At 41.6% G+C, this 13566-nt stretch carries 12 protein-coding genes; 7 read left to right on the forward strand and 5 right to left on the reverse strand.

The genetic code is table 11. The features are described 5' to 3' along the window. Positions 1-221: 221 nt before the first annotated feature. The 4 genes from KHA99_RS17865 to KHA99_RS17880 all read right to left on the reverse strand — a co-directional run bounded on the left by KHA99_RS17865 (position 222) and on the right by KHA99_RS17880 (position 5532). Positions 222-1229, reverse strand: a complete 1008-nt coding sequence (locus KHA99_RS17865; protein ID WP_249366722.1) for a DUF3231 family protein — start codon at positions 1227-1229, stop codon at positions 222-224. Positions 1230-1433: 204 nt separating this feature from the next. Then, positions 1434-1955, reverse strand: coding sequence for a cupin domain-containing protein (locus tag KHA99_RS17870; protein WP_213118925.1), 522 nt, complete (start codon positions 1953-1955; stop codon positions 1434-1436). A gap of 1097 nt (positions 1956-3052) precedes the next feature. Beyond that, the gene (gene yiaK / locus KHA99_RS17875; protein WP_213118795.1) at positions 3053-4054 is read right to left on the reverse strand and encodes a 3-dehydro-L-gulonate 2-dehydrogenase; all 1002 of its coding nucleotides are present in this window, start codon (positions 4052-4054) and stop codon (positions 3053-3055) included. A 77-nt stretch (positions 4055-4131) separates the two neighbouring features. Next, entirely contained in the window at positions 4132-5532 is a 1401-nt protein-coding gene (locus KHA99_RS17880) for an aminotransferase-like domain-containing protein (protein WP_213118796.1), read from the reverse strand. Between the two features lie 115 nt (positions 5533-5647). Here KHA99_RS17880 and KHA99_RS17885 point away from each other — a divergent pair, with 115 nt between their 5' ends. From KHA99_RS17885 to KHA99_RS17915, 7 genes are all read left to right on the forward strand, one after another. Then, on the forward strand, positions 5648-6367 hold the full coding sequence (locus KHA99_RS17885; RefSeq protein WP_213118797.1) for an AzlC family ABC transporter permease: 720 nt from the start codon (positions 5648-5650) through the stop codon (positions 6365-6367). Then, a complete protein-coding gene (locus KHA99_RS17890; protein WP_213118798.1) occupies positions 6358-6684 on the forward strand; it encodes an AzlD domain-containing protein in 327 nt (108 codons plus the stop codon). Before KHA99_RS17885 ends, KHA99_RS17890 begins: the two co-directional genes overlap by 10 nt. A gap of 463 nt (positions 6685-7147) precedes the next feature. After that, positions 7148-8371 (forward strand): ABC transporter substrate-binding protein, encoded by a 1224-nt coding sequence (locus KHA99_RS17895; protein ID WP_213118799.1) that lies wholly within the window; start codon positions 7148-7150, stop codon positions 8369-8371. A gap of 133 nt (positions 8372-8504) precedes the next feature. Next, positions 8505-9368 carry a branched-chain amino acid ABC transporter permease gene (locus KHA99_RS17900; RefSeq protein ID WP_213118800.1) on the forward strand — a complete coding sequence of 288 codons (864 nt, stop codon included), beginning with the start codon at positions 8505-8507 and terminating at the stop codon, positions 9366-9368. Beyond that, the gene (locus tag KHA99_RS17905; protein WP_213118801.1) at positions 9369-10376 is read left to right on the forward strand and encodes a branched-chain amino acid ABC transporter permease; all 1008 of its coding nucleotides are present in this window, start codon (positions 9369-9371) and stop codon (positions 10374-10376) included. A 9-nt stretch (positions 10377-10385) separates the two neighbouring features. Continuing rightward, a complete protein-coding gene (locus KHA99_RS17910; protein ID WP_213118802.1) occupies positions 10386-11156 on the forward strand; it encodes an ABC transporter ATP-binding protein in 771 nt (256 codons plus the stop codon). Then, complete coding sequence (locus KHA99_RS17915) at positions 11149-11844, forward strand: ABC transporter ATP-binding protein (protein WP_213118803.1); 696 nt, start codon at positions 11149-11151, stop codon at positions 11842-11844. The genes KHA99_RS17910 and KHA99_RS17915 overlap by 8 nt, the downstream gene beginning before the upstream one ends. 137 nt (positions 11845-11981) lie before the next feature. On the opposite strand, the gene KHA99_RS17920 is transcribed toward KHA99_RS17915, so the two are convergent. Continuing rightward, entirely contained in the window at positions 11982-13559 is a 1578-nt protein-coding gene (locus KHA99_RS17920) for a benzoate-CoA ligase family protein (protein ID WP_213118804.1), read from the reverse strand. Between the last annotated feature and the right edge of the window lie 7 nt (positions 13560-13566).

A 13566-nucleotide genomic window follows, 5' to 3' on the forward strand; every position in this document is an offset into this window, starting at 1 on the left:
GAAATGTTAGCATCCTAGTTTTCAATTGTCAATAATAGTTTTAATTTTGAGATAATTTTATCGAAAAGCCGGTTAAAGAAGTGGAGAAAGCAAACGGATCTGTTTTTAAAATTTATAGTTGCATTAAAAAGGCGTAATTCTTTCTCCAGAATTGCGCCCTGTTGTTGAAGATTCCCTTCATACATTCAAGTTTTGTCTGTTTAGCTAAAGTAACCTATTAACTAGACTTTTCTATTTACTACTTGAGGAGGTTGTTCAAACCATTTTTCTTTTATTGCTAAAAGCAGACCTTGACCATAATACTTCTTCATATCCTCAGATATTTTGTCCAACTTAGAGACAATATCCGTTCTTAAACTGGAAGTCATAGCCTGACTTATCATGGCAAAACAGAATATTCCCAGACATGTATTCGTAAAAAACAACATTAACTTATCGGAAAATGGAGGCATCTCTACATCGGAAATTTTATAGTCCCCTGATGCTGATATTGGAATATTTTCTTTTTCAAGAATTTCTTGAAGTGAATCTAACACTTTTTGGAGTCCATCTCTGCCTTTACTAAAATGTTGTTTTAAGTCTTTTGTTTTCGCTAATTTACTAAACGTGACAAATACCATTTTTGAAAACTGTGCTCGATGAACAATTCTGGATAGATTTGCAATTTCAGGAGCATTTAAAGGTCTAGAGCCACCAAAAAACCCATTAAGATATATCATAGAATCAGCTATTTCTACCTCGTTATCGATTGCTACTTGTGGAGGGCTCAAATATACTCCTTGTGATAACATCAAGTCTAAAAGTTCATTCTGGATTTTTACAAAAAAGGCAATGTTTTTTTGGAAATGTTCTCGGACATCGTTTCTCGTGCAATCTGATAATGCTATTGGATATGTACTCATCGCTAAGTATGTTAGATCAAAACAAAAATATAAAATAAATGTATCGGAAAATACCTTGGGTACGCCAACCCTTACGTCTTCATCCGTAAAGCCAAGAGGAATAGTGAGATTATCTTTGATAAAAATCTCCTTGAGTTCATTTATACTATTTTCAGTTTGATTTAACATTTTTTCGATTACTTGTTTTGTTTCGTTACTTTCAATACTTGCATAAAAATATTCAAAAAGTCTAAGTTCCATACTGCTCTTTAAATAGGATGACCAAAGGTTAGATACCTCGCTTGAGGTTAATTCTGCAAGAGGCATATGATTTTTCGGATCACTCATTTTATTCACTCCTTTCCAATTAGTTTTTCCAATCTATCACTTAATATTATTCTCCTCGTTCACCCTTTTTTATAGATGGGAATCGGAGCAGGAAAGGGCGGAGTTACAACGATAAGGAAATTACAATAATAAAAAAGGCCAATTTCTCAGTAGTAAATTGAGAAATTGGACGGACTGCTACAGTTACTGTGGACGGGGTTTGTATTATTCCGCAGCTAAAGCCTGTGCTTTAGTTACATGAACTGTTCCGGCGGGGTGTTGTGGAGGAGCGTATATAGAATAAAGTTTTAAAGGGATATTACCTGTATTGGTTACATTATGCCAGGTGCCTGCGGGAATCATAATCGCAAAATCATCATAAACGTTTTGAACAAAGTCTAAACGCTCTCTTGTCTTCCCCATTTGCACAACCCCTTGACCTTGCTCAATCCGTAAGAATTGGTCAACGTGAGGGTGAATTTCTAAACCAATGTCTTCACCAACATTGATGTTCATTAGTGTCACTTGCAAATGATTCCCTGTCCATAAAGCGGTACGATAGGTATTGTTCTGCCTCGCAGCCTCATTAATATTGACTACAAATGGTCTCCGTCCATAATCTTTTGCCTGATTTCTTGCGTGATCATGCATATTCCAGTAATTAGGATGTCCTGTATAATTATTATATATTGGGGCATTAGGTTGATATGGATTTGGATATGAATACATCCAAGGGCTATAGTACATCAAATTCAATCCCTTCATAGATTAATACAAATTATCGTATGCACTATTTTATGGGAATGTACTTAATGTGTGAGCTACTTTTCCGGTGCTCACGGGAAGTATAGACCCCCTTATTTTTACCAGGGCGATATTTTTCCGGTGCTTACGGGAAGAATAGACCCCTTATTTTTACCGGGGTGCCACTTTTCCGATGATCACGGGAAAAATAGACCCCCTTATTTTTTACCGGGACTACACTTTTCTGGTGCTCACGGGAAGAATAGACCCCTTATTTTTACCGGGGTGCCACTTTTCCGGTGCTCACGGGAAGAATAGACCCCTTATTTTTACCGGGGTGGCACTTTTCCGGTGCTCACGGGAAGAATAGACCTCTTATTTTTACCGGGGTGGCACTTTTCCGGTGCTCACGGGAAGAATAGACCCCTTATTTTTACCGGGGTGCCACTTTTCCGGTGCTCACGGGAAGAATAGACCCCTTATTTTTACCGGGGTGCCACTTTTCCGGTGCTCACGGGAAGAATAGACCCCTTATTTTTACCGGGTCACTACTTTTCCGGTACTATCGGGAAGAATAGACCCCTTATTTTCACCGGGACTACACTTTTCCGGTGCTCAAAGGAAGAATAGACCCCTTATTTTTACCGGGACGACACTTTTCTGGTGCTCTCGGGAAGAATAGACCCCTTATTTTTACCGGGGTGGCACTTTTCTGGTGCTCACGGGAAGAATAGACCCCCTTATTTTTACCGGGGTGGCAACTTTCCGGTGCTCACGGGAAGAATAGACCCCTTATTTTTACCGGGGCGACACTTTTCTGGTACTCACGGGAAGAATAGACCCCCTTATTTTTACCGGGGCGATATTTTTCCGGTGCTCACGGGAAGAATAGACCCCTTATTTTTACCGGGACGACACTTTTCCGGCGCTCACGAGAAGCATAACCCCGGATGCATATCATCTACTCCATGGATTTTAGCCAGTTCAATAATTCCATCACTGTCTAAATAACACGCACAAAAAAGCCATACAATATTCTAATTGCATGGCTAACCAAATTTGTTTTGACTGACTAGTTTGATAAACTAAAACTTGCGAAATTACAATTTCAGTACTGTTTCCCATATATTCTGATTTACCGGAATACCGTCTCTAAGGTTGTCCGCACGCTCCTTCGCGGTCCTTTCGCCTGGATAAAGGATATCCGTAACACCAGGCATCTTTGTTGAGGTTTTAATATAGGCAGACATATTTTCTATGTATGAATCAGCATATTCCTCCCCTGCATATTGCGAAGGATTTATAGCGATAAATACCTGTGAAATTCCTGAATCCTGGCGTTCCATCCGCAAATCGAAAGTAGATCTGCCAACTGATAGTGCGGAAACGACCATATCAATGGCTATGGAGAGACCGGATCCCTTCCAAAAACCTGCAGGAAGGACCTTACCGCCATTTATAATAGCATCCGGGTCGTCCGAAAGATCCCCATCCTCCGTATAACCTCCCACAACCGGCAATTTCTTTCCGGCTAACGTATAGGTTTGAAGTTTACCATATGAGAATTGAGACTGTGCCATATCCAAAAGCAAGTGTCTTCCACCTTTATGGGGAACCGAGATGATTAAAGGATTGTTGCCGATACGGTCTTCATTACCACCCCATGGCGGCATATTAGGAAATGTATTTGTCATGCAAATCCCAATACATCCTGCGTTGGCAGCTCTTAATCCGTAGGTGCCTCCACGAAGCCAGTGGGTTGTATTCTTTAGTGCAACACAGCCTAAACCATAATCTTTCGCCAATTCAACAGCCCTGTCCATGGCAATGGACGCATTGATAGGACCGAAACCTAACTGCCCATCCCATTGTTCAAGGGCCCCGATACTGTTCAGTTTCACAGGCCGCATCCCCGGCTTAATAACTCCGTCTTCTATCGCTTTAACAATGGAAGGAAACCTGTTTAAGCCATGAGAGTACACCCCATCACAGCTGTTGTCAGCTATTATGGATGCTGCGGTTTCCGCAGTTCTCGTATCAACTCCCCTTTTTATGAGAACTCTTTTGAACTCACCTTTCATTTCATCATATGATATACGCATTATTCAGGCCACCTTATTATTACTAGTAAATTACCCGGAAATATCTAAATCCCTAGGTTTCTATATGAAACCTTGTTCTAGTACATAACTTCATCCGACTCCAGCAAAAATCTTTTTAGGATGCAAAGCCCTTTCTCCAATTCGTCGGAGTCTTTAGGAGATGTTAGTGAAATACGAATAAATTGGGGAGATTCCTCTTTTTTGACCAAGAAACGATGTGAATGATAAACATGGATCCCCCGGGTTAAAGCAAAATGCTCAAACTGGTTTAGCTGCCATTCTTTATGCAATGGTATCCAGCGAAAATAACTAATAGGGTTTTCGTATTGATGATTGATTTGAAAATACTTCTGGTATATCTGGTTCCGTTCTTGAGAAATTTTTTGCTTTTTCTTAACGATTTGTTCAGCAGCCCCTGTATTAATTAATTCTGTTACAATTTCTGCATTTAAGGCCGATGTTTTTACGTTCAGATTAAAGATTCCATAGGTGATTTTTTCAGTAAACTGATTGGCGTATGCGACAAATGCAACTCGAATGCCGGAGCTGAGTGATTTAGCAATACTCAGGATATAGACAAACTTTTCCGGCACAAAATGTGAAATAGGGAAATAGCCATCCGGTGCCAGGAAAGAGTATACGTCATCCTCTATTAAAATAAGCCCGTGTTTATTGATGACCTCTGCTATTTCCTTTCTGCGATTCATATTCATTGTGACAGCTGTAGGATTATTGCAGGAGGGACTCAAATATATTCCCTGCAATGAATTTGTTTTGCAGACGGCATCTAATCTCTCCGGATTTATACCTAGCTCATCCCCCTCAATAGGGATTAATTGAATTTTCAACATCTTGGCTAATTCCATAAAATTAGGATATGTATAGATATCTACCGCAATTTTATCTCCCGGATGAAACAAGGCCATCAAAATCAGCGAAAACGAATTTTGCCCCCCTGAAGTGATGGCAATATTTTCAATGGATACATCCATGTTAAAACGCTGCATCCACTTTTTGGCTGCCATTCGATGATAAGGCATTCCCAACGGGTGCCTGTAATCTAATAAATTTTCCAGATAATCTTTAGCCGCAATGCTTTTAATCGCTTGTGCGACGAATGAGTTTGTGTGATCAAGGGGCTTGATGATTCCCATCTCTATAACATTCTTATTCTCGTCACTATCTGCCATGAAAATAGCATTTTTTATATTGGGAGTAACAAAGGTTCCCCTTCCAGTAACGGCATAGATTAATCCTTTCACTTCGCAGATTTTAAAGGCCCTTGTGACAGTGCTGAGGTTAACATCAAGATAATCTGCCAGTTCTCGCTGAGGAGGAAGCTTCGTATTGGGTGCGAGATAACCATTGAGAATATCATATTCAAGCAAACTAGCAATCGATTGATACAATGGAGTGACAAGCTGTTTTTTATCTGGCTTCCACGACATAGGGTAATCTTCAAATGAATTAACTGGCATATCATTCCCCCTCCTCGAAAAATTGTATTGCATACAATTATATCATTGAAGCCATACAATCAGGATGGTAAAGTAATCTTTATACAAATAATTTTTTACCAGGGGGTGAAGGATGATGAACATTAGTGAAAACACTATTTTGCGGGAAGAAAGCAGCTTCCTTGCCGGTGTACGGGATTGTCTGCCCACTGTACTTGGTTACTTAAGCATTGGTTTTGCGGCCGGAGTTGTGGAAAAAACCGCAGGACTCTCGATTGTTGAAATTGGGCTGATCTCCTTGCTTTTATATGCGGGTTCTGGTCAATTTATTGCTGCCGCGATGATTGGGGCTAATAGTCCCGCGCTAGCGATTATCTTTACTATTTTCTTTATTAACCTCCGCCATCTGTTGATGAGCGCGGCTATATCGCCTTATTTCCGTCATCTTACACCCTTCAAGAATGTATTAATCGGTTCTTTACTTACAGATGAAACATTTGGTGTAGCAATGAATGAAGCAGCAAGTAAGAAAATGCTCAGCGAAAAATGGATGCACGGCCTAAATATAACGGCTTATTTAAATTGGTTCCTTGCCAATCTTGCAGGAGCATTTTTCGGAGAGTGGATTTCGGATCCGGAAAAATTCGGACTTGATTTTGCCTTGCCGGGCATGTTTATTGGCCTTCTTGTCCTACAGATGTTCAGCCGAAGGAAATGGATGAAGGATGTTCTTGTTGCACTTAGTGCTGTTGCGATTGTGGTAGGGGTAAGTTTAGTGACATCTGGAAGCGTAGGGGTTATTGTGGCGACAATCATTGCCTCAACCATAGGGATGGCGGTGGAAAAATGGAAGTAAGATGGTCTATCTTTTTAATTATTTTTGGCTCAGCCCTTGTCACATTCATTCCAAGAGTGCTTCCCATTGCGATCTTAAGTCGTGTAGAACTGCCAGAATGGGCCATGCGCTGGTTGAGCTACGTTCCGATTGCCGTTATGGCAGCCTTAGTGGGGCAAGAATTGCTCATGCCAAACGGAAAATTGGCACCTTTGACAGATAACCTTGAACTAATCGCCGCGCTGCCCACTTTTCTTATTGCCATTATTACACGCAGTTTGTTAGGAACTGTTTTAGCTGGAATCATCTCTATCATGGTGTTGCGTTTTGTGTTTTAAATAAGTAAACATTGATTGGAATACATGCAGGATCAATCTTCTAACCTATTAATCAATATTGATGTTAAAAACTCCTCAAAAACTTTTTGGGGGGTTTTTTCTATTATCAAATACTGCAATTCACCACATACATAATCGTTTTATTATCAAACGAAACTAAAACGTAATATAAAATAACTTATCTACCCTTCCTTCTCAAATTCCATTTGTAACAGCATCCGCTATCAAAGCGCATTATTTATGTAAATTTCCTCCACATTTCTCGGAATCTCAATATATTACACTTTTGCTTTATGAATTTTCAAGAACGGAATTTATATTATGTTTTTGTAACTAACTTTTAAAATATGTATTGTAAATTAGTAACATTGACACTATAATAATATTTGAAATATTCAAAATCTTAAGGGAGAATGGTTTTTTGAGTATTGAAAGCGTCACCAAAAAAACGGGGGGTCTGTTAATGAAAAGTTTTAAAAGAAACGCTTTTTTACTAATCGCCTTAGTTCTATTACTTTCCGCGTGCAGCTCTGGTGCCATTAACACAACCACAAAAGAAAAAGATAAAGATACCAAAACTAACACGGAAGAGAAAGGAACCATCAAAATCGGCGCTCTCCTTCCAACAAGTGGTGTGTATGCTTCTTTGGGTGAGAATCTCCTAAATGGAATGAAATTGTATTTTGAACAGCAGAATTGGGAGGTTGCCGGGAAAAAGATTGAAATTGTCCAGGAAGATGATGAATCGGATCCTCAAGTTGGACTGAGAAAACTCAGAAAATTAACCGACCAAGACCAAATTAATATTTTAACAGGAACGGTAAGCACTGCCGTTGCCTACGCCATCCGTGATGAAGTGGATAAACGAAAACTTCCTTATATTAATTCACATGCCGGAGGCAACGATTTAACACGAGCCAAGAGAAGCGATTATATTTGGCGGTCCTCATTCAGTTCTTGGCAAATTGGCCATTCAATGGGTGAATGGGCTTATAAAAATATCGGGAAAAAGATCTATGTCACTGCCGCTGACTATGCATTCGGCCATGAAGTGGCCGAGGCATTTAAAGCAGCCTATACAGCAGCTGGCGGAAAGGTTGTCGAAGAGGTTTACCCGCCCCTTGGAAACAATGACTATTCCTCCTATCTTGCAAAAATGAACCGTGATGACATTGACGGCATATATGCTTTCTATGCGGGAAGTGACGCGGTAAGGTTTGTCCAACAATACAACCAATACGGATTAAAAGGGAAAATTCCGTTAATAGGCTCCGGCTGGCTTACGGCTGAGGATGTCCGTCCGCAGCAAGGGATGTCGCCAGATGGCATCACCGCCTCGATTTTCTGGGACTACAGCATAAGTACACCAGAAAATAAAGCGTTTATCAAAGCCTATGAGAAGAAATACAACAGCCGTCCTAGTATTGAATCAGCAGAAGGATACGATGCGGCGATGATTATCGCAGAAACAATCAAGAAACTAAATGGAGATATTTCCGACTCCGCCAAAGTTGTGGATGCCATGTCCTCTATCAAAATTACAAGTCCAAGGGGTCCAATTAGTTTTGATAAAGAAACACATAACGTGATTCAAAACCTTTATATCGTGAAAACAAGCGTTGTCAACGGAAAAACAGAAAATAAGGTGATTGATACAATTGAGCAGGTTGTAGATCCCGGAAAGTAAGCGCTCAACTAAAATAGTTAGCTATATTCATATCTAGTATGATGTCTTGTTATATGTCTATGGAAAGAGGCAATCAATTCATTGCCTCTTTCTTTTCAAGATTGGGATGACCACTAATTGAAGGAGGTTACACATGAGTACCCTGCTGCTCCAACTGATCAATGGGTTCAGTTACGGATTTCTACTATTTATTATTACTTGTGGAATCACGATTGTATTTGGAATCTTAGGAGTTTTAAATCTTGCCCATGGTTCCTTCTATCTTCTCGGTTCTTATCTTGGCTACTCGCTCATCATGAAGGCGGGTTTGCCGTTCTGGGCTGCCTTGGCGGCAGTTCCACTCATCATTGCCGTACTTGGGTATATGCTGGAAACGATTATACTGCGCCCGACCTATAAACTGGGTCACCTTTCACAGGTGCTCTTAACTTTTGGGCTTGCCTACATTTTTCACGATCTATTCGCGATCCTGTGGGGAAAAAACATGTTAGTAGTTGACCCGCCGCCAGCACTGAATATGTCGATTCAACTTGCCGGGTATTCTGTTCCTGCCTACCGTATCGCTCTCATTGTAATTGGCTTGGCAATTGCCATATTTCTGTGGTTTTTCCAAGAAAAAACGAAATGGGGTGCCGTCATCAGGGCCGGTTTGTCGGATAAGGAAATGGCAGCAGGGCTCGGCGTTAACATTCACCTTGTCTTTACGTTCGTATTTGTCCTGGGAAGCCTGTTTGCCGGTGTAGGCGGGGTCATTGGGTCACCGATACTTGGGGCGTTTCCAGGAATGGAATTCCAAATCCTCATCCTATCACTGGTCGTGCTCGTAGTAGGCGGACTCGGTTCGGTGTCAGGCACCCTTATTGCCAGCCTCCTGGTCGGATTTGTGGAAACCTTTAGCCGCTACCTTGTACCGGAACTTAGCTTGATTATTACCTTTGCATTAATGGCAGTCGTGCTCGTTGTTCGCCCGCAAGGTCTGATTGGAAGGAGAGTATAGATGAGGAATCTGCCTGTAAAAGGACCGCTGCTGTTTTTAATCATGGTATTTGTGCCTTTCTTTTTAAGCATATTTTACGTTAATTTGCTGACGGAGATTTTCATTCTTGGCGTTTTTGCCCTCAGTTTAAATATCCTTGTCGGGCAAACTGGCATGGTGTCATTGGGCCATGCCGCTTTCTTTGGTGCCGGTGCCTATGCAGCCGGGCTCGCGGCAATACATGTAAGTACAAACACATTCCTGAGCATTGCGGCCGGCCTGTTGGCGGCATTTCTACTGGCGGTCATCATTGGTCTGTTTTCGACCAAAGCAAATGGTTTTTATTTCCTTATGCTTACTTTGGCATGTTCGCAAATCGTTTATTCGATTATCTACCAATGGAGGACCGTCACTGGCGGGTCAAACGGATTAACCGGGATTGCCCCGATTGACTTGGGTGCAAATATCGTTCTTTCCAATCAAGTATGGGTTTACTACTTTATCCTAGTCGTATTTACGATAGTATTATTCTTGATCAACAGGTTTTTGCATTCCCCTTTAGGTTCGGTTTTGATCGGAATCAGGGAAAATGAAGAGCGAATGAAATCAATCGGCTACAATACCGCCCTTTATAAAAATATCAGCTTTATCATTGCCGGTACACTTGGCGGACTTTCCGGCAGTTTATATGTTATTTTCAATGGATTTATTTCACCGGCAGAGGTTTATTGGACCGCCTCGGGATCTGTTTTAATTATGGTCTTAATCGGAGGGGCCGGTACATTATGGGGACCTGTCATTGGCGCTGCCTTTATTGTCATTTTGGAAACGCTCATCAGCTCCTACATGGAAAATTGGATGATGATTATCGGAGCAGTATTCATTATCTTTGTCATCTTTGCACCTGATGGAATGGTTGGCATCTTCAATGCATTAAAGAAATTCTTTGTTCAGCCGAAGAAACTGGAAGTGGATGCCGACGAGCCAATCATAAAGCCAATCAAACAGGAAACTAAAATGGATGGATAGGTGAATTCAATGGAGAAGGATAAAATTCTATCACTCAAAGGTCTTTCAAAACATTTTGGCGGCATAAAAGTCATTGAACACGTGAGCCTGGATGTAACGGCGGGAGAACGGGTCGGCTTAATTGGCCCCAACGGCGCCGGCAAGTCGACCCTTTTCAATATGATTGCCGGAGATCTTGAGCCCTCCGGAGGAACGATTCACTATTATGGGGATCGTATCAATTCTATGCCAAATTATAAACGGACACAAAAAGGCATCGTCCGCACATTTCAGAAAAATAATTTAATGATGGGTTTAACGGTAAGAGAAAATATATTACTCGTTTTACAGCGAATCAACCAAAAGCACACGCAGTGGTGGAAACAGGCAACACCGGGAAATTATCAGCTCCTGTTTGAACATGCAGGCAGCCTCCTGCATGAATGGGGACTTGAAGAATACAGCCAAACGAAGGTAAAGGACTTATCGTATGGAGTACAGCGCCAGATCGAAATGATTATGGCCATTGCCGGGAACCCGAAGCTGCTTTTATTGGATGAACCTACAGCAGGCATGTCACAGGTGGAGACGGACCAGATTATTTCATTGATTAATAAGCTGCCAGTTGAAGTGACGATCATGATGATTGAGCATGATGTGGATGTGCTATTCGGCAATACCGATAGGGTCATTGTTCTGCATGCCGGAACTTTAATTGCCGATGGCAGCCCGGAACAAGTGAGGGAAAATCCGGAGGTAAAAGAAATCTATATGGGCAAGGAGGTAATCGCCAATGCTTAGCCTGAAAGATGTTCATAGCTACTACGGAGCAAGCCATATCCTTCAAGGTGTCAATCTTGAGGTGAAAAAAGGAAGTGCAGCGGTTCTGCTTGGAAGAAACGGAATGGGGAAAACCACGGCCATTCACTCCATCATCGGGTTTGTTACGAAAAAAGAAGGAGAGATTTCCTTCGAGGGAGAAAATGTGATCAATCTTAAAAGCCATCAGATTGCTAGGAAAGGAATCGGTATTGTCCCGCAAGGAAGAAGAATCTTTACAAATTTATCCGTCAAAGAAAATTTAACGGTGTTTGCCAATCAGGAGCAAGGCGGCTGGGACCTCGAAAAGGTTTATAAGCTGTTCCCTCGGTTAAAAGAACGGGAAAAATCACATGCCGGGAATTTAAGCGGCGGCGAACAATCGATGCTGTCGATTGGCAGAGCCTTGATGCGCAACCCGAAAATCCTCCTTCTGGACGAACCGACAGAAGGACTGTCTCCATTAATGGTCGGCGAGGTAATGGAGGTTATTGTCAAACTGAAAGAAGCCGGAATGTCGATGCTCCTGGTGGAGCAGAACATCGCAACAGCCTTAAGTATTGCCGACGATGTCTACATTATCAACAAAGGCAGGATTGTCTACCACGACCGCCCTGAAGAGCTGAAGAAAAACATGGATATTGCCTACCACCATCTTGCGATCAGCTAAAAATAAGCTAAGGCGGCCAATTTGGCCGCCTTTACCTTTTTGTCTTTGATCATTGTGAATGTTAACAGGGATTAACCAGATTATCGATCTGTATTTAGTCCGTATACACATACCTATTGCGTTAAGCTTTATAAAATTTATACCTGTTTCAACCTAAATCGCTGTACCTTCCCAGTGGTTGTTTTAGGCAATTCTGAAATAAATTCAATTTCGCGGGGATATTTATAAGCCGCCAACGTTTGTTTTACGAATAGCTTGAGCTCTTCCTTTAAAGCGTCTGTTGGTTCGACACCCTCCTTCAGAACAATAAACGCTTTCGGGTGAACCAGATTGTTATTATTTTTCGCTTCGACAACCGCAACTTCCACTACCTGCTCATGCCGGATGAGGGTTGACTCAATTTCTATCGGCGAAACCCAAATCCCCCCCACCTTAAGCATGTCATCCGAGCGGCCGCAATACCAGAAATACCCCTCTTCATCCTGATAGTATTTATCCCCGGTATACATCCATTCACCATGAAATTTATGGTGATTCTCTGCTAAATTACAAAAATATCCGATGCTTACGCTGTCTCCGGATATCACAAGGTCGCCAATTTCATTTACACCGACAGGCCTTGATTCCTCATTGACAATTTTCGCTTTGTATCCTGGAACAACCTTCCCTGTACTGCCCGCTTTTACCTCACCCATTTGATTGGATAGAAAAATATGCAATGCCTCGGTCGATCCAATGCCATCGAGAATATCGACATTAAACAATTCCTTCCAACGCTGAATAAATTTTGCCGGCAGGGCTTCTCCGGCGGAAACACAAACCCTGACAGATGATAGGTCAGGAATGACCCCTGTTTTTTCTACATATTGAATTAGAGCTCCGTACAATGTCGGAACACCAAAAAAGATGGTCGGCTTTTGTTTTTCAATCGTTTGAAAAATAAGCTCCGGTGTTGGCCGCTCCTTTAATAAAACAGTAGAGCCGCCGGCACTTAAAGGAAAATAATTGCCATTGCCAAGTCCATAGGCAAAATAAAGCTTCGAAGCGGAAAATGTCCGGTCATTTTCATTAATCTGGAGAATATTTTTAGCATAATTTTTATAGGCCATTTCCATGCTGCGCTGGATATGAACAACACCCTTTGGATTTCCTGTACTGCCTGAACTGTAAAGCCAAAAAGCGGGATCTTCCGATGTAGTCAGAGCAGCCTTCAGTTCTGTTGAAGCCGGCTCTACAAATTCAACATAATCCATTCCATCCGGCTTGTGGTATCCTGTTTCTGAAACCACGATGACATGCTTCAAGAAAATAAATCGCTCTCTATTGTCCTTGATGGTATTCCAGACATGCTCTTCGACCAGCAGAACTTTTGCCCGGCTATGGTTTAAGAAATACTCATAATCCTGCGGCTTCATGGACGGGTTCACAGGGATCGGTACGGCGCCGGCTTTTATCGCTCCATAAAATGAAGCAATAAATTCGGGCGTATCATCTAGGACTTGGAGAATGCGGTTTTCCCGTTCAATCCCCAAATCTTTGAGAGCGTTTCCAAATTTATTGATTTTTTTCAAGAGTTCCTCGTATGTAACCTGCTCATCTCCACTATAGATGGCAACCTTACTGCCAAGGCCCCTCCTTACATTTTCTTCGACAATATAGTCGACACTGTTATAGTAGTCCTTTATCCCTTTTAATTGTTCAGTTGATTTTAGCATTTTTATC

It is taken from the genome of Neobacillus rhizophilus (assembly GCF_018343535.1).
In the GTDB taxonomy this organism is placed as follows: domain Bacteria; phylum Bacillota; class Bacilli; order Bacillales; family Cytobacillaceae; genus Neobacillus; species Neobacillus rhizophilus.